Source organism: Actinoplanes rectilineatus (genome assembly GCF_000962825.1).
Lineage (GTDB): Bacteria > Actinomycetota > Actinomycetes > Mycobacteriales > Micromonosporaceae > Actinoplanes > Actinoplanes rectilineatus.
On sequence record NZ_JZKF01000069.1, the window covers coordinates 1 to 17,785 of the forward strand.

Below are 17,785 nucleotides of genomic sequence, written 5' to 3' on the forward strand. Positions count from 1 at the left end.
CGCACCCGAGACCCGGACCGGGGGCGGCCACCACCAGCCGCCCCTCGGATCGGGTGTCCCCACCAGCCGCCCCTCAGATCGGGTGCCCCCACCAGCCGACTGAAGCGGATTCGGGGCGGGACGAGGGCGGGTGCGAGGGCGAGGGCGGGTGCGGGGCAAGGGCGAGGGCGGGGCAAGGGCGAGGACGAGGGCGAGGGCGGGTGCGGGGGCGCTCACCACCCACAAGCGGCACCAGGCGAGCGGGCACGAAGGCGGACCGGAGTGGACAGGTCCACGAGCGCGGACGGGCGGCGCGAAGACGGGTCGGAGCGGGTAGCCGGGCCGCCTGAAACGGGCGATGCGAGGCGGGCGGGAACGGGCGTGCTTTGCGGCGTACAAGAAAGAGAGCGGAAGAGCACAACGGCCCGGACCCCTGATGGGGCCGGGCCGTTGCTTCGGGTGGTTGGGGGTCAGCGACCGCCGGCCGTGCGGCGCTTCGACCAGACGTCGAAGGCCACGGCTGCCAGCAGGACGGCGCCCTTGACCAGCATGGTGTCCTGGGGCTCGGCGCCGAGCAGGCCCATGCCGTTGTTGATGACGCCCATGATCAGGCCGCCGGTGATGGCGCCGACCACCTTGCCGACGCCGCCCTGGACCGCCGCGCCGCCGATGAAGGCCGCCGCGATGGCGTCGAGTTCGAAGCTGTTGCCGGCGGTGGGGCCGGCCAGGTTCAGGCGGCCGGCGAAGATCAGGCCCGCCAGGGCGGAGAGGACGCCCATGTTGACGAACAGCCAGAAGACGACCGACTTGACCTTGACGCCGGAGAGCGTCGCGGCCTGCAGGTTGCCGCCGACCGCGTAGATCTGGCGGCCGAAGACGGAGCGGCTGGTGACTACGGTGTAGCCGACCACCAGCAGCGCCAGCATGATCAGCACCCAGGGCAGGTTGCGGAAGCGGGCGAGCTGGATGACCACGAACATGACCAGGATCGCCGGGACGGCGACCTTGAGGCCGAACAGCCAGCCCGGGTCGACGGCCTGCTGGTACTTGACGCGGGCCGCGCGGGCCCGGACCTGTACGAACGCCATGGCGACCACGGCGATCAAGCCGATGATGACGCTCAGCAGGTCGGCGCCGCCGAGCGGGCCGAGGGCGATGTTGTTCAGGGTGCCGGGGGTGAAGCCGTTGGCCAGTGTCCGGATCTCGTCCGGGAACGGGCCGATGCCCTTGCTGCCCAGGATGGTCATGGTGACCGCACGGAACAGCAGCATGCCGGCGAGCGTGACGATGAATGCCGGGATGCCGAAGTAGGCCACCCAGAAGCCCTGCCACGCGCCGATGAGGGCGCCGAAGGCCAGCGTCGCGATGACCGCGATCGGCCAGGCGACATCCCAGTTGACCATCATGACGCCGGCGAGGGCGCCGGTGGCCGCCACGACCGAGCCGACCGACAGGTCGATGTGCCCGGCGACGATGACCATCACCATGCCGATGGCCAGTACGAGGATGTACGAGTACTGGACGATGATGTTGCTGATGTTCTGCGGGGAGAGCAGGTCGCCGCCGGTCAGCACCGCGAACAGCACGATGATCAGAGCAAAGGCGATGTAGATGCCGCTCTGCTTCAGATCAAAGTTGATCTTGTACGGGGCCTTGCCGGTGGAAGCGGCCGGCCCCTTGCCGACGCTCAGGTCGGCGTTGGTAGGTGCGACCGTCACGGCGCGACCTCCTGTTCTTCCTTCGTCATGAGAGTCATCAGGCGCTCTTGCGTCGCCTCGGCCCGGGGCACCTCGCCGGTGATCCGGCCCGCGGAGAGGGTGTAGATGCGGTCGCAGATACCGAGGAGTTCCGGCAGCTCGGAGGAGATGACCAGGACGGCCTTCCCCTCGTCGGCGAGCCGGTTGATGATCGTGTAGATCTCGTACTTCGCGCCGACGTCGATGCCACGGGTGGGCTCGTCCAGGATCAGCACGTCCGGATCCGTGAAGATCCACTTCGAGAGCACGACCTTCTGCTGGTTGCCGCCGGAGAGCTTTCCGGTGATCGACTCCACGCCGGGTGCCTTGATGTTCATGCTGGCCCGGAACTCGTCGGCGACGCGGTGCTCCTCGTTGCCGTCGACCCAGCCGCCCTTGGCGAGCTTCTTCAGCGCGGCCGCCGAGACGTTGCGCTGAATGTCCTCGATCAGGTTCAGGCCGTACCGCTTGCGGTCCTCGGTCGCGTACGCGAGACCGTGCTTGATCGCCTCCCGCACGTTGCGGGCCTGAATCTCCTTGCCGTCCTTGATCAGGCGGCCGGAGATGTTCACCCCGTACGAGCGGCCGAAGACGCTCATCGCCAGTTCGGTGCGGCCGGCGCCCATCAGCCCGGCCAGGCCGACGATCTCGCCACGGCGCAGCGTGATGTTCGCCTTGCGGACCAGCGCGCGGTCCGGCTGGGTGGGGCTGTGCACGGTCCAGTTCTCGATCCGCAGCACCTCCGTGCCGACCTTCGACTCGTGCTCCGGGTACCGGTGCTCGAGGTCGCGGCCGACCATGCCCGAGATGATCTTCTCCTCGGTGAGGTTCTCGATCTCGTCGGTCCAGATCGTCCGGCCGTCACGCAGAATGGTGACGCGGTCCGAGATACTCGTGACCTCGTTGAGCTTGTGCGAGATGATGACACAGGTGATGCCCTGGTCCCGCAGCCCGCGGAGCAGGTTGAGCAGGTGCTCGGAGTCCTGGTCGTTGAGCGCCGCGGTCGGCTCGTCGAGGATCAGGAGCTTGACGTCCTTCGAGAGCGCCTTGGCGATCTCGACCAGCTGCTGCTTGCCCACGCCGAGCTCGATGACCGGGGTGACCGCACTCTCGGCGAGGCCGACCCGGCGCAGCAGCTCGTCCGCCGCGTGGTTCGTCTGGTTCCAGTTGATGAAGCCGCGCTTGCTCTTCTCGTTGCCGAGGAAGATGTTCTCCGCGATGGAGAGGTTGGAGGCGAGCGCCAGCTCCTGGTGGATGATGACGATGCCGCGGTGCTCGCTGTCCCGGATGCCCGAGAAGCTGCACGACTCGCCGTCGAATTCGATCTGTCCGTCGTAACTGCCGTGCGGATAGACGCCGGACAGCACCTTCATCAGGGTCGACTTGCCGGCCCCGTTCTCGCCGCAGATGGAGTGGATCTCGCCTCTGCGGACCTCAAGGTTGACATCCTGCAGCGCCTTGACGCCCGGGAACGTCTTGGTGATGCCGCTCATCCGCAGGATCGTGTCGGTCATGCAGACCCTCCTATGGGCCGATCGAAGGGCCGCGCCCCGCCCGCTGGGATCGGGCGGGGCGCGGCGCTCGGATCACTTCAGGTCGGCCTCGGTGTAGTAACCGGTGTCGACGAGCTGGGCCTTGTAGTTGTCCTTGGTGACGATGACCGACTCGAGGAGCTGGGCCGGAACGACCTTCTTGCCGTTGTCGTAGTCGGTGGTGTTGTTCGTCTTCGGGGTCTGGCCCTTCAGCACGGCGTCCGCCATCTCGACGGTGGTGTCGGCGAGCTGACGGGTGTCCTTGTAGATGGTGGAGTACTGCTCACCAGCGATGATCGACTTGACCGACGGCGCCTCGGCGTCCTGGCCGGTGACGATCGGGTACGTGCCGGTGCTGTAGCCACCGCTCTTCAGCGCGGACAGGATGCCGATCGAGATGCCGTCGTACGGGGAGAGAACGCCGTCGACCTTCGCGCCACCCTTGTAGGTCGCGGTGAGGATGTTCTCCATGCGCTTCTGGGCGGTCTCGGCGTCCCAGCGCAGGGTGGCGACCTTCTCGAACTCGGTCTGGCCGCTCTTGACGACCAGGGTGCCGTCCGCGATGTACGGGTCGAGAACGCTCTTGGCGCCGTTGAAGAAGAACGTCGCGTTGTTGTCGTCGGGCGAACCGGCGAACAGCTCGATGTTCAGGCCCTTCTTGGCCTCCGGGTTCTTGCTGCCGTCCGCGTTGAGCACCTTCAGACCGGTGAGCAGCGAGGTCGCCTGCTGCACGCCGACCTTGAAGTTGTCGAAGGTGGCGTAGTAGTCCACGTTCGCGTTGTCACGGATCAGGCGGTCGTACGCGATCACCGGGATGTTCGCGGCCTTGGCGTTGTCCAGCTGGGTGCTGAGCGCGGTGCCGTCGATGGACGCGATGATCAGGAGCTTGGCGCCCTTGGTGATCTGGTTGTCCAGCTGCTGGGTCTGGGTGGGGATGTCGTCCTCGGCGTACTGGAGGTCGACCTGGTAGCCCAGCTTCTCCAGCGCGGCCTTGACGTTGTCGCCGTCCTTGACCCAGCGCTCCGACTTCTTGGTCGGCATGGTCACGCCGACCAGGGCGCCGGCCGTGTCACCGCTACCGGCCTCGTTGCCACCGGTCTTCTCGGCGGAACCACAGGCCGCCATGGTCGCAACCATCGAGGCGGCGGTCAGGACCGCCGCGAGACGGGGGTATTTCACGATGAATCTCCTCTTTGAGAACGGTGTTACAGGGGGCGGGCCAGGCGGAAGTACGCCTGGTTCCAACGCACACGGTCGGCGAATTCAGCCGGCGTGGTGCGCTCATCGATCAGAAGAAGCTCGGTCTGAGCCATTTCGGCGAAGTCGCGCAGCGTCTCCGCACCCACGGCCTGGGTCAGCACGGTGTGGTGCGGTCCGCCGGCGGTGATCCAGCACTCGGCGGACGTGGACAAGGACGGGGCGGGCTTCCACACGGCCCGGGCCACCGGCAGGTTGGGCAGCGGCTCGTCCGGGGAAATCACCTCGATCTCGTTGGCGACAAGGCGGAACCGGTCGCCCATGTCGGCCATGCCCACGACGACCGCCGGACCCTGCGCGGCGTCGAAGACGAGCCGCACCGGATCCTCCCGGCCACCGATGCCGAGCGGGTGGATTTCCGCACGTGGGGTGCCCGAAGCAATCGACGGACATACCTCCAGCATGTGCGCCCCGAGGATCTTAGGCTCGCCCGGGCCGAAGTGGTAGGTGTAGTCCTCCATGAAAGACGTTCCGCGGCCGGTTCCGGAACCCATGGCCTTCACGGTGGCCACGAGCACCGAGGTCTTCCAGTCGCCCTCGCCGCCGAACCCGTACCCGTCGGCCATCAGCCGCTGCACGGCCAGGCCGGGCAGCTGGCGCAGACCGCCGAGGTCCTCGAAGTTGGTGGTGAAGGCGCCGAAGTCGCCCTCGGTCAGGAACTGGCGCAGGCCGGCCTCGATGCGCGCGGCGTAGCGCAGCGACTCGAGACGGTCGGCGAGCAGCTCCGCGGCGATCTCGTAGGTGTCGCGGTACTCGGCGACCAGCTTGTCGATCTCCGCGTCGGCGACCGCGTCGACCACGTCGACCAGGTCGTTCACGCCGTACGTGTTGACCGAGACGCCGAACCGCAGCTCGGCCTCGACCTTGTCGCCCTCGGTGACGGCGACGTTGCGCATGTTGTCACCGAAGCGGGCGAGCCGCAGGCCGCGCACGTGCTGCAGGCCGATCGCGGCGCGGGCCCAGCCCTCGATCCGGGTCACCACCGACGGGTCCGAGGCGTGCCCGGCGATCACCTTGCGGGGCACGCCGAGGCGGGCCTGGATGTAACCGAACTCCCGGTCGCCGTGGGCGGCCTGGTTCAGGTTCATGAAGTCCATGTCGATGGTCGACCAGGGCAGCGACGCGTTGTGCTGGGTGTGCAGGTGCAGCAGCGGCTTGCGGAGCGCGTCCAGGCCGCCGATCCACATCTTGGCCGGCGAGAAGGTGTGCATCCACGCGATGACGCCGACGCAGGCCGGGTCGGCGTTGGCCGCGAGCATGACCTGCTTGATCGCGGCAGCGTCGGTGAGCACCGGGCGGGTGACGATCTCGGCGACGTCCAGGCCCGCGCCCAGCGTCCGCTGGATCTCGGCCGACTGGTCGGCGACCTGCTGGAGCGTCTCCGGGCCATAGAGGTGCTGGCTGCCGGTCAGAAACCAGATCTGCGGTTTCATCGGTCTTCCTTTGGTTGTGCGAAGGGTGCCGGGGTCGGGTCGCGTCAGGTGAGCGGTGTACGCGTCACCCCGCCGCCGGCCCGGCCGGGACTGCGGCTGTCAGCACCATCGTGCAGGCGATCAGGGGCGCATCGACGCGGACGCGGGAAACCGGTACCGTCGACGGACGCGCAACCCCGGAGGGTGTCGTGTCCGACACCGATCACAGAGCTCGCGGACGTGTCAACGGCCATGGGTGTACCTCCGAGGGGTGACCGGAGGTGGTGGTCGCCACACCCCGGCGGGAGCGAGCCTCAGTGTTATCGCTAACAATTCCGCTGTCAACGGCGGACGGCAACAACGAGGTAACGGCCGATTAACCCGGCGCGGGTGTCCCCGAAACACAACCGCCCGCCTGATCGACGATCAGGCGGGCGGCGGTTACACGCAGTAGATGTCAGGCGGGTGGAGCGACGCTGTCCCTTACCACGAGGTGAGGCGGAACCACAATGTGGCGGGCCGTGTCCGGCTCGGTACGCATCTGGCCGAGGAGCAGGCTCAACGCGGCACGGGCCACATCACCGAAGGCCTGCCGGACGGTGGTCAGCGGCGGGATGAAGAAGGCCGCCTCGGGCACGTCGTCGAAACCGACGATGCTCACGTCCTGTGGCACCCGCCGGCCCCGCTCGTGCAGTGCGCGCAGCACCCCGAGCGCGAGGTGGTCGTTGGCCGCGAAGACCGCGGTGACCTCCGGCATCCGGGCCAGCATCTGCCCGGCGCGGTACCCCTCGGCCGCCGACCAGTCCGCGGACAGCAGCGGCGGCACCTCGGCCCCGGCCTCCTGCAACGTCTGCCGCCAGCCCTGGATCCGGCCCGCCGAGTCGAACCAGTCGACCGGGCCGGAGACGTGCCAGACCGTGCTGTGCCCGGCCTCCAGCAGATGCCGGGTGGCCGCGCCCGCACCGGCCTCCTGGTCCACGGTCACCACCGGGCGCCCGCTGCCCGGATCGCCGTCGATGAACACCACCGGCACGTCGCCCGGGATCTCGGCCAGCGCCTCGTTGGCCGTCGCCACCTGGGCGATCACCACCAGGCCGGCCACCCGCTGATCGAGGTGACGGTCCACCACCGACGCTATCGACGACCGGTCCAACTCGCGGACACTGCCGACACTGACCGCGAAACCCGCGTCCGCGGCGGCCTGTTCGAACTCGGTCAGCATCGAGGCCGGACCGTACAACGTGCTGTTACGGGCGACCACGCCGATCAACTGGGAGCGGCCGGTCACCAGGGCGCGGGCCGCGCGGTTCGGCCGGTAGCCCAGTTCGGCGATGGCAGCGCGTACCCGGATCCGGGTCTGTTCCTTGACGTTCGGATGATCGTTGAGAACGCGCGAGACGGTCTGGTGCGAGACTCCGGCCAGTCGGGCGACATCGGTCATCGCCGGGCTACGGGATACCTTGTCCACTTGCGCACCTCGTCCGGTCCGGTTCTGATGGAGCGTAGCGGCAGGCGCGGCAAGCCTGCTCCGCGGGGAATGTTATCGATCACATTCACCGTTTTGCGAGGACCGTACGGGGGATGCCGGTGGGGACGTACCCTCGGCTGCGATGGACCCGTCACCCACGAGCCACAGCCACGTCGTGCACGGCAGCGTAGACGACGAGGGATACACCTCGTTGCGCCGTGCCGCGACCCCGCGCGCCGAACGGTACGAGCTGGGCCGCTCCCTGCGGGACCGCTCGCCCCGCTCCGACATGGCGCACTGGCGCCCCCGCGACGACCGTCCCGACCCGGTGAGCCAGGTGACCGAGTCGCACATGGGACGGCTGGAACGCCTGATCCCGGTGCGGATCGGCCGCATGATCGCGTCGCCGTACGCGTTCCTGCGCGGCACCGCCGGACTGATGGCCGACGACTTCGCCTCCCTGCCGCACACCGGCATCACCCCGGTCATCTGCGGCGACGCGCACCTGGGCAACTTCGGCTTCTACGCCTCGCCGGAACGGGAGCTGGTCTTCGACCTCAACGACTTCGACGAGGCGCACCCCGGCCCGTGGGAGTGGGACCTGCGCCGGCTGGTGGTCAGCGTCTACGTCGCCGGCCGGCAGAACGGTTTCCGGGAGGGCGCGTGCGCCGACGCCGTGCAGCACTGCGTCGAGGAGTACCGGGAGCAACTCGCGTACCTGGCCGAACAGCCGCTGCTGGCCCGCTCGTTCGACCAGCTCGACGTGGAGACGATGCGCCGGCAGGCCAGCAAGGCCGGCTTCCGGGACGAGATCGAACGCGCGGCGCGGCGGGCCCGGCGGCGGACCAGCGACCGGGCGCTGCCCCGTTTCACCGAACGGCACGACGGCACCGCCCGGCTGGTCGAGGAACCGCCGCTGATCACCCGGCTGCCGCACGAGGAACGTGAGCAGCTCGCCGCCGCACTGGACGGATACCTCAACACGCTGAAACCGCACTGGGCGCGGATCCTCGGCGGGTACCGGATCGTCGACATCGCGCACAAGGTGGTCGGTGTCGGCTCGGTGGGGCTGCGGGCGTACGTCGCGCTCTGCGAGGGCAGCGGCACCGACGACGTGCTGTTCCTTCAGCTCAAGCAGGCCCGCCGGTCGGTGATCGGGCGCTACCAGCACGGCGAGCTCGCCTGGCACCGGCACCAGGGACAGCGCGTCGTGGAGTACCAGCAGGCACTGCAGACGGTCAGCGACCCGCTGCTCGGCTGGACCACCGTCGGCGACCTGCAGTACTACGTCCGCCAGTTCCGGGACATGAAAGGTGCGATCCTGGTCGAGGACATCAACGCCTCCGCGCTCGCCGACTACGCCGGGATCTGCGGCTTCCTGCTGGCCAAGTCGCACGCCCGGACCAGCGGCGCCTCGGTGATCGCCGGCTATGTGGGCAGCGGGGACAAGCTGGACGAGTCGTTGTGCCGGTTCGCTCGCGCGTACGCTGATCAAGTGGAACGTGATCACGCAGCCCTGGTCGCCGCCGTCCGCCGTGGTGAACTGCCGGCGGAGACGGCGTGAGCGGGGCCGTCCCGCTGGACGCCCCCGGGCTCGCCGAGTTCTGGGCCGAGCGGCATCTCTGCACGCTGACCACGCTGCGTGCCGACGGGTCGCCGCACGTCGTCGCGGTCGGCGCCACCCTGGACCCGTCCGCCGGCCTGGCCCGGGTGATCACCTCCGGGTCGTCGTGGAAGGCCCGGCACGTCCGGCGGGGCCAGCAGCGGGTCGCGATCTGCCAGGTCGACGGGCGCCGCTGGAGCACCCTCGAGGGCCTCGCCGTGGTGCGCGACGACCCGGAGTCGGTGGCCGAGGCGGAACGCCGCTACGCCGACCGATATCGCACACCGCGCCCCAACCCGGCCCGGGTCGTCATCGAGGTCACGATCACCCGGGTTCTCGCCTCGGCGTCCCTGGCGTATTAGTTCCGGCTTCACATTTCCCCTCGGGGCCGTCATGATCGTCCGGTGAATCCGATGCCCGGCGCCGATCGCCTGCTGACGGTGCTGGGCGGCGTGCCCGGCCTGGATCCCCGCGCCGACCAGCGCGTTCCCCCCTTCGTCACCTGGGACGACGGTCCGTGTGGCCGGACCGCCGCGGCCGCCCTGACCGGGGCCGGCTTCGAGGTCAGCGAACAGTTCTGGGCCGGCGGGCTGGTCGACGTGCACGATCTGGAGCCGTACGTCTTCCAGCGCGTGCTGCGCCCCGAGACCGCCGCGCTGCTCTATCTGCACAGCCGGGAGCCCGACTCGCCGGACGGCGATCTCCGGGTCGCCGAGCAGGTGTTCGCCGCCGACCTCCCCGGCGAGGGGTACCTCCCGCAGAACCAGGAGGACACCGTCGCGGTGCATCTGCTGATCGGCGAGGTGAGCGCGATCTTCACCGACTGCGACTTCGGCGGGGACACACTGTTCGCGATGATGGGCGAGGCGACGCGGAAGACCTTCGGTGGGCGCGGGGGGCTCTTCGAGATCGCCCGCCGGGCCGTGATCTGACCGTCATCGTACGGGACGACGACTCCCGGACGGCTACACCTGTTCCTGGCGGACGGCCCGCGGCCGCCCTTGCCCGGTCCTTCTTCGCGCCGCGACCCACGATCCGTGCTCGGCGGTGCCTTCTCGGGGAGGGCAGCCGTCCACTGCCCTGCGGAACCGGCCCGGCACGCAGCGTTTCGAACCGCTACCACCAGGGGAAACGTGGATATCACGGTGGGTAGCCGCGGCGCGCCCCGCGTCGCGACACGCCCGGGCGTCACACGATCGGGGTCGCCCGGAAGTCTGTAGCCGGCCTGAAGAGAACCTTAAAAAGACCTTAAGTCGACACATGCCGCAGGCCCGGTCCGCAACGACTGTCGTTGATGGAGAGGGCCTGCCGGCGAGCCGTGGGAGCGTTGTCGATTTCCTGACATCTTCACAGCGCACAGCGTTGAACCGCGGGGGCCGCACGGACGTATACCCCCGTGTTCGGCCACTCCCGGTGAACTGCGGCACCGGGACAGCCGACGCCCGTGGGTGCACCACGGGACCGACGACAGGGAGCCGCGGTGCGGTGGCGCCCTACCCGAATCCGTGATTAACCTTCCCCATCCACCACGCGTGGCAGGAAGACGATCCGGGGCGCGAGGGGCGGGCACCGGAGTGCGGAGGTGGGACAGGGTGAGGACGGTGGCGCGGATGCGGCGTCGGGGCAGCGGGTCAACCCCCAGCCGAATCGGAGCCTCGTCATGAGCTTCGAGGACGACGAATACTGGGAGGACGAGTACAGCGAGTACTCGTTCATGCCGAGTTCCGCGGTGATCCAGGAGAAGCACTACACCCGCCGGACCTCGCCGGACCCGGTGATGCCGACCCGGCGCCGTGACGAGGACTCCGCCGAGGGCGTGGCGGAGCAGCGGTCGCCGCGGCCGCTGTTCGACGCGCAGCGCCCCAGCTGGCTCGACGAACCCGACTTCGTGCCGGTCGACACCTCGGTCGACAACCTGGTCGGCGACGAGTTCGACGACATCGACTTCAACCGCCCCGAACTGGGTGTCGACTTCGACAAACCGGACTTTCCGATCGTGGACCCGGCGGCTCGGCCGGATCTGCGCCGAGGCGCTCCCGGAGACAAACGGGAATCCGGCCGGTACGGCGGGGAGTCGCCCCGCGGGGACTTCGGTTCGTCCCGCTCCTCTCGTGGGGGTTCGTCCCGCAACGGCTCCTCTCCTTCCCCTCGCGAATCCCGCGACGATTTCCGGCGGGACGCGGACCCGCGTCGCTCCGACCGGCAGCGGCCCGACGACCGTTACGACAGTCCCCGGTACCGCGACGACATCGCCGGCCGTCCCGACGACCGTCGTGACGCCGACCCGCGCCGTGGCGCTGACGCCGACCCGCGTCGTGGCACCGACCCGCGCCGTGACGCCGACGTCGACGCCCGCCGTGAGGCTGTCGATCCGCGCCGTGACGCCGATCCGCGTCGTGAGGCTGTCGATCCGCGTCGTGAGGCTGTCGATCCGCGCCGTGAGGCTGTCGACCCGCGCCGTGACGCCGATGGCCGCCGTGACGCGGAGCCGCGTCGTGACAACCGCCGCGACCAGGCCGCCCGTGGTGGGCGTCGCGAGGACGAGCGCTGGGACGAGACTCCCGCCGCACGCCGCAACGACGACCGTGGCCGTCGCACCGTCGAGATCCGGCCCGACGAACTCTGGGACGACGAGCCGTTGGTCGCCCGCGGCCGCCGCGACGAGCAGCCGGACCGCCGGCGCCCCGCCGACGCCCGCACCACCGACCCCCGTGGCGTCGACCCCCGTGGCGTCGACCCGCGTGCCGGCGATCCCCGCGTCACCGACCCGCGCGGCACCGGCCCCCGGACTGGTGACCCTCGCGTCACCGACCCTCGTGGCACCGACCCGCGGGGCGCCGACCCCCGGACCGGAGACCCTCGCGTCACCGACCCGCGTGGCGTCGACCCCCGGGCCGGAGACCCTCGTGTGGCCGGGCAGCGTCCGGGTCCCGTCGAGCAGCCTCGTGCGGCCGGGCAGCCCCGTCCGGCGGAGGCTGCACGCTGGGAGGAGCCCGAACCGCCCCGCGACGACGAACGCAACCAGCCGCGCACCATCGAACTGGGCGCCGACGAGTTCTGGGAGGAGAAGCCCAGCCGTTCCGACGACCGGCGGGCTGCTCCCCGTACCCGTGACGGCGACCGTCAGGCCCCGGACCCGCGTGCCGGACGTCCCCGCGAGGCATCCTGGGACGACGAGGACTTCGGCCCGATCCGTCCCCCGGGCGGCCGTCGCCCCCGCCGCGACGAAGCCGTCCCGACGAGCGGCCGCGCCCCGATCCCGGCGTCGGAACGTCCCGCCGGGCCGCCGCAGGACCCGTACCGCACAGACCAGGACGGTTACGCCGCGGACCAGGGCACGTACCGCCCGGATCAGGACGGCTACCGGACGGAAGCCGACCGGGACCGTCGTGCCGCCGCATGGGAGGACGAGCGCCGCGACGACAGCCGCCGACGCCCAGGCTCCGGCTCCGGCTCCGGCTCCGGCTCCGACGAACAGCGCACGTCTCCGGCCGTACCCGGCAAGGGCCGTCCCGTCGAGCCGATCGCGGCTGCCGGGGACGAACGCCGCCCGCAGCCCCGCGACGAGCGCACCCCGGCCGTCCCGGAGGGTCGCGCCCAGGTCCCGTCCGACGGCCGCACTCCGGTAGTCGACGGCCGCACCCCGGTACCGGCGGACGGCCGCGGCCAGGAGGTTGACGGCCGTGCCCAGCAGCCGGCTGACAACCGTGGCCAGGGTGCCGACGGTCGCGCCCCGATTCCGGCAGACAGTCGTGGTCAGGCGGCGGACGGTCGCGCTCAGGTTCCGGCAGACAGTCGTGGTCAGGGTGCCGACGGCCGCGCCTACGTGCCGGTCGACGGACGAGAGCGATCCCCGCAGGACGACCGGGCGAGGTCCACTCAGGGCGACCAGGTTCAGCCCGTGCAGGACCGGCCGGCCCCGAACCCGGCAGCCCAGCCCGGACACCCTCAGGACACACGTTCCCAGGACGGGCGTTCCCAGGACGCACGTTCGCAAGACCCGCGCTCTCAGGACCCGCGTTCGCAAGACCCGCGCTCTCAGGGCGAATGGCCGGAGAGCGGTGGCGCGGATTCGATGGAGCGGACCCGGCCGATCAGTGGCGCGGGCCCCGGCCGGACCAACGGTCCCGGGAGTGCCGTACCGGGTGGTTCCGGCACGGGCGTTCCGCAGGGTCCGGACGCCGCGGGAGGTTCGCAGCACAATTCGGGTGTGGACCCGGCGAACGCGGGCACTTCGGGCCGGGCCGCCGAGGACGGGCCTCGAGTGGTGCGACGGGCCGAGCCGCCCACCGCCCCGAAGGTCGTGAGCCGCTCCACCGCTCCGGCCGCCCCGCGTGTACTCAAGGCAGACCCGCCGGTCGCGCCGCGGATCGTCGCGGCCCCCTCGCCGGTACCGCCGGCCCGGGTGATCGGGCCGAACGGTCCGGAGGCTCCGCAGCCCGCCACAACCGGCGACGGACGGCCTGAGCCGGGTACCCGTGGGACCGGTCCGATCGACACTGCCGCGATCCGGAACGGTGACCGTTCCGGTGGCGACACCACTATCGACGACGAACCCACTGCGCTGCTCGGGGTTCGTGCCCCTCAGCGCCGTGACACTCCCCCGCAGCACGGCACGCCTCAGCACCACGACACGCCTCAGCACCGCGATGCGCATCAGCGCCGCGACGTCGAGGACGCTCGTTCGGCCGCGGGGGCGGATCCGCGGATGTCGGGTTCGTTCACGACGGACCCGCGTCAGCGTGGCGCCGCCGCCGAGAACTGGCAGGCCGGTGCGGTTCCCCAGGCGTCCGCGGCCCAGGATCGGGCCGGGATGCCGGCGGCGCGGCCGACTACGCCGATGCCACGTCCGTCGAGCACGGGCAGCATCCCCATGCCGCATCCGTCCAACACGGGCAACATCCCCATGCCGCATCCTGCGAGCACCGGCGGCATCCCGGTTCCGCCGGGTCAGGGAGCACGCCCGTCAGGTCCGAGTCCGTCCAGCACCGGCAGCATCCCGATGCCGCACCCGGCCAGCACGGGCAGCATCCCCATGCCGCACCCGTCCAACACGGGCAACATCCCGATGCCGGCTCCTTCGAGCACCGGCAGTATTCCGATGCCGCACCCCTCGAGCACGGGCAGCATTCCGGTGCCGGGTTCGTACCAGGCAGGGGCGGACGTGCCGCAGCAGCGGTCGCGGCGGTCGCCGCGGACTGCGCACGTCGTGGCGTCCAGCAGTGACGGGCCGTGGGCGATCGTTCCGGACGACATGCAGCAGCAGGCGGAGGGGTCCCGTCCGACCTCCCCCGGCCGTGGATATCCGGGACAGCCCGGCGGATACCCGGCCGGTGGATATCCGGCCCAGCCTCACCCGGGCGGATATCAGGGTCAGCCCCAGCCGGGTTACCCGGCGCAGCCGCAACCCAGTGGCTACCAGGGACAGCCCCAACCCGGTGGTTACCCGGCACAGCCCCAACCCGGTGGCTACCCGACACAGCCCCAACCCGGTGGCTACCCAGCACAGCCCCAACCCGGTGGCTACCAGGGACAGCCTCAGCCGGGTGGTCATCCGGCTCAGCCTGTGGGGCCCTTCCCCCCGCAGGGTCCTGGCGGACATCCGTCGCCGGCGGCCGCCTGGCCTCCTCCGGTTCGTCCGCAGCCCGATGCGCCAGCCGTGCCCGGTCAGCCGGCCGCGGCGAACGCCTGGCCGCCCGCTGTCCGTCCCACGTCGGATGCCGCGGCGGCCGGGAACGCCTGGGCGCGGACGCCCGGGCCGGAGCAGGCCGCGGGTGCGCAGTCCGCCTGGCCGGCCGCGCAGGCGGGTATCCCGCAGCAGCCCGGTCCGGACCAGCAGAACTCCTCGCCGTGGTCCCGTCCGCCGCAGCACGGCGCCGAGCAGCCGGCCGCCCGGCACGCCGCCGCGCCGGGCGACCAGTGGGCGGACGCCACCGCGGAGCAGCCGCAGGCCGCCGTACGTCCCGGTACCGCCCAGCCCGTTTCCGGCGGCACCCACGCCACCGGTCCGTCGCCGAGCGCCTGGTCCACGCCGCCCACCCCGGCCGGCACCGGCAGCATCCCGGCACCGCACCCGTCGAGCACCGGCAACATCCCGATGCCCAGCCCGTCGAGCACCGGCAACATCCCGATGCCGCACCCGTCGAGCACCGGCAGCATCCAGGTCCCGGCCGGACAGCAGCCCTGGCAGGCCGGTCCGAGTCCGTCCAGCACGGGCAGCATTCAGGTTCCGCCGGGTGCACGGCAGGGTTCGGCTCCTACCGGCGCCCCGGAGGTGCCGTGGCCGCGGGCCGGACGGCCTACCCTGGACCGGCCCGCGGGCGACACCGGACCCGCCCCGGTCTCCGGGCAGCCCGCCGAACAGGCCCACCCCCAGGTCCCCGGACGAACCGGGCCTCAGGCACAGCCGCACATCCCTGCGCAGCCTCAGGGCACGGCACAGCCTCAGGGCTCGACGGCGGCGGCACCCCAGGTACCGGCGCAGGCGGGACCGCGCGACGGCGTACCCCCGCATGGCGAGACCGACAAGCCTGCGCGGCCCCTCACCATGGGCGATCTGCCGGCGAAGCCGGTGTCGCCGAGCATTTCGCAGCGGATCACCGTTCCGGCGGCGCGGCCGCCGTCGCACGACGAGACCCCGGGCGCACCGGCTTCGACGGCGGCTCCGGCGAGTGCACCGCCGGCGAGCCCGAGCACACCGCCCGCACCCGGGCCGGCCACGCCCACGCCGGGCACGCCCACGCCGGCCGCACCCACGTCGGCCGCACCCACGCCGGCCGGCGAGACCGGGCCGATCGGCACAGGACCCACGGGGACGAAAGCCCAGGATCCGGACGCGCCCTACATGGACCCGGACGGCACCCTGCACAACCTGAAGCCGATCGCGCGCCTCGCCGTCTCCGGACCGGACCAGGAGCCGCGCCGGTACACCGACACGGCCATCGGCAAGGGCTGGTTCGCCGCCAAGATCGATCCGGCGACGGGGGACGCGGCGAAGGACGTGAAGCCCAAGGACACCGCCGAGGCGGAGGGGCCCGCCGGCCCCGAGCACACCGGTCCCGAGCTGGCGCCGCATCTGCCGATGACCGCCGAGGAGCTGTCCGCGATCCGGTGGCGGCTGGACGGCGGCACGCTGCGGGAGGTCGTCGACGACCGGGACGCGCTGCGGGAACTCGGTGAGCGCCTGGACGAGCCGCTCGCCGACGAGACCGACGCGATCGTCAAGGCCGGGCTGCTCAGTGTCCGCGCGGAGGTCTACCGGCTGCTCGGTGAGCTGGGCATGGCCGCCGCCGCGAGCCGGCTGGCCCTGGCACACGCCGAGTCGGCGCAGGACCTGCAGGCGCAGGTGATCGCGCAGGCCGAGCTGGCGCACGTGCTGCGGCTGCGGGGCGATTCGATGGAGGCCGACCGGCTGTTCCAGCGGGCGGTCGACGCCGAGGTGTCGCCCGCGGTCCGCAGCGTGGTGCACGAGAACTTCGGCCGCAGCTGCTTCGACCAGGGGCGGCACATGGAGGCGCTGGACCACTTCGCGCGGGCCGTACGGCTCGGTTCGCCGGAGGACACCGATCTGGTGGAGCGGGTCGGGGTGTGTCTGGAGGCGGTCTACATCCACGTGTTGCGCGACGGGTGGGGGCCGTACCCGCGCAAACCCGAAGACGTGCTCAAGCCGCTGGACCCGAAGAAGAACGCGCCGGCGTAGGGCGGGGCATCCGGTCCACGTTCTGCCGGGGCGCCGGGCCGCCGCGGGCCAGCCGGCTGCGGCCCCGCCCGGCGGCTTTCGCCTCGTACAGGGCGGCGTCGGCGGCGCGCTGCAGTTCGTCGGCGGTGGCCGCGTGATCGGGCAGGACGGCGATGCCGATGCTGAGGCGGGGCGGCCCGGACGGCAGCCCGGTGCCGGCGGCCAGGTCGGCGCGGGCCTGTTCGGCGTACCGGAGGGCGGCGGCCGGCCCGGCGCGCAGCAGGACCGCGAACTCGTCGCCGCCGAGCCGGGCCACCAGGTGCTCGTGGCCGGCGGCGGCACTGGTCAGGGTGTCGGCGACCTGTTGCAGGGCCTGGTCGCCGACGGCGTGACCCCAGGTGTCGTTGACCTCCTTGAAGTGGTCGACGTCCACCGTCACGAGCGCGACCGGGTCTCCCCCGGCGGCGGCCTCGGCGACCACCCGGGCGAGTTCGGCGTCGTACGCCCGCCGGTTCGCGGCGCCGGTGAGCGCGTCCGAGGTGGCCTGCTGTTCCAGGACGTCGCGGAGCCGGTCGTTGCGTTCCCGCAGGCTCGCCACCACGATCGCGGTCATCGCCATGGCTACCGTGATCGCGAGCCAGTCGTTCATCGCGCGGGTGCCGTCGAGGTACTGGAAGGCGACCGAGGCGTGCCCGGCGGAGATCATCGCGATGGTGACGGCGATGACGCGGCGGCTGAGGAAGGACGCGGCGTACAGCAGGGGCCAGAGGTAGAACAGCTGGGCGCCGGTGGTGGCGTCGCGGGTGGCCAGGTTGAGGCCGGTCACCACGCAGGACGAGACGAACGGGACGGACAGCCAGAAGGCGTCCGGCATCTTCTCCGGGTGGCGCAGGCAGGCCAGTCCGACGACCAGCATGGCGGTGGAGGTGATGCCGAGCGCGACCAGTTCGGCGACCGGGTCGCCGAACTTCATCAGGACACCGGTGATGATGTTGTACACGCCGGCGGCCAGCATCAGGTAGGCGACGGCGCGGGCGGCCCCGTGCTGGTCGCGCATCTGATAGGGCAAGGCGGTCTCCTCGGGTTCCGCATCAAGTTCGGTCCGCCGGTGGGTGATCTG

General features: G+C 71.3%; 10 protein-coding genes. 4 read left to right on the top strand and 6 right to left on the bottom strand.

Annotation, left to right across the window (positions count from 1 at the left end; genetic code table 11):
- Positions 1-449 precede the first annotated feature (449 nt).
- The 5 genes from mmsB to WH85_RS34750 all read right to left on the bottom strand — a co-directional run bounded on the left by mmsB (position 450) and on the right by WH85_RS34750 (position 7,357).
- Positions 450-1,697 carry a multiple monosaccharide ABC transporter permease gene (gene mmsB, locus WH85_RS34730; RefSeq protein ID WP_045746342.1) on the bottom strand — a complete coding sequence of 416 codons (1,248 nt, stop codon included), beginning with the start codon at positions 1,695-1,697 and terminating at the stop codon, positions 450-452.
- Positions 1,694-3,229 carry a multiple monosaccharide ABC transporter ATP-binding protein gene (gene mmsA, locus WH85_RS34735; RefSeq protein ID WP_045746343.1) on the bottom strand — a complete coding sequence of 512 codons (1,536 nt, stop codon included), beginning with the start codon at positions 3,227-3,229 and terminating at the stop codon, positions 1,694-1,696. The genes mmsB and mmsA overlap by 4 nt, the downstream gene beginning before the upstream one ends.
- A 72-nt stretch (positions 3,230-3,301) precedes the next feature.
- Positions 3,302-4,426: a multiple monosaccharide ABC transporter substrate-binding protein gene (gene chvE, locus WH85_RS34740; protein ID WP_045746344.1), complete on the bottom strand. Its 1,125-nt coding sequence runs from the start codon at positions 4,424-4,426 to the stop codon at positions 3,302-3,304.
- Positions 4,427-4,452: 26 nt separating this feature from the next.
- The gene (gene araA / locus WH85_RS34745; RefSeq protein WP_045746345.1) at positions 4,453-5,937 is read right to left on the bottom strand and encodes an L-arabinose isomerase; all 1,485 of its coding nucleotides are present in this window, start codon (positions 5,935-5,937) and stop codon (positions 4,453-4,455) included.
- Between the two features lie 436 nt (positions 5,938-6,373).
- Positions 6,374-7,357, bottom strand: a complete 984-nt coding sequence (locus WH85_RS34750) for a LacI family DNA-binding transcriptional regulator (RefSeq protein WP_045746346.1) — start codon at positions 7,355-7,357, stop codon at positions 6,374-6,376.
- Positions 7,358-7,526: 169 nt separating this feature from the next.
- On the opposite strand from WH85_RS34750, the gene WH85_RS34755 reads away from it, so the two are divergent.
- The 4 genes from WH85_RS34755 to WH85_RS52480 all read left to right on the top strand — a co-directional run bounded on the left by WH85_RS34755 (position 7,527) and on the right by WH85_RS52480 (position 16,686).
- The gene (locus WH85_RS34755) at positions 7,527-8,948 is read left to right on the top strand and encodes a DUF2252 domain-containing protein (protein WP_045746347.1); all 1,422 of its coding nucleotides are present in this window, start codon (positions 7,527-7,529) and stop codon (positions 8,946-8,948) included.
- On the top strand, positions 8,945-9,349 hold the full coding sequence (locus WH85_RS34760) for a pyridoxamine 5'-phosphate oxidase family protein (RefSeq protein WP_045746348.1): 405 nt from the start codon (positions 8,945-8,947) through the stop codon (positions 9,347-9,349). Before WH85_RS34755 ends, WH85_RS34760 begins: the two co-directional genes overlap by 4 nt.
- Before the next feature lie 42 nt (positions 9,350-9,391).
- The gene (locus WH85_RS34765; RefSeq protein ID WP_045746349.1) at positions 9,392-9,919 is read left to right on the top strand and encodes a hypothetical protein; all 528 of its coding nucleotides are present in this window, start codon (positions 9,392-9,394) and stop codon (positions 9,917-9,919) included.
- Positions 9,920-10,647: 728 nt separating this feature from the next.
- A complete protein-coding gene (locus tag WH85_RS52480) occupies positions 10,648-16,686 on the top strand; it encodes a hypothetical protein (protein ID WP_157411393.1) in 6,039 nt (2,012 codons plus the stop codon).
- Here the strand turns inward: WH85_RS52480 and WH85_RS34795 are convergent.
- On the bottom strand, positions 16,649-17,734 hold the full coding sequence (locus tag WH85_RS34795; protein ID WP_045746372.1) for a GGDEF domain-containing protein: 1,086 nt from the start codon (positions 17,732-17,734) through the stop codon (positions 16,649-16,651). The genes WH85_RS52480 and WH85_RS34795 overlap by 38 nt on opposite strands.
- Positions 17,735-17,785 lie beyond the last annotated feature (51 nt).

Bases quoted from the DNA above. Each gene is read 5' to 3' on its own strand.
- WH85_RS52480 (WP_157411393.1), top strand. From the start codon at position 10,648: ATGAGCTTCGAGGACGACGAATACTGGGAGGACGAGTACAGCGAGTAC.
- WH85_RS34750 (WP_045746346.1), bottom strand. From the start codon at position 7,357: ATGACCGATGTCGCCCGACTGGCCGGAGTCTCGCACCAGACCGTCTCG.
- WH85_RS34755 (WP_045746347.1), top strand. From the start codon at position 7,527: ATGGACCCGTCACCCACGAGCCACAGCCACGTCGTGCACGGCAGCGTA.
- araA (WP_045746345.1), bottom strand. From the start codon at position 5,937: ATGAAACCGCAGATCTGGTTTCTGACCGGCAGCCAGCACCTCTATGGC.
- mmsA (WP_045746343.1), bottom strand. From the start codon at position 3,229: ATGACCGACACGATCCTGCGGATGAGCGGCATCACCAAGACGTTCCCG.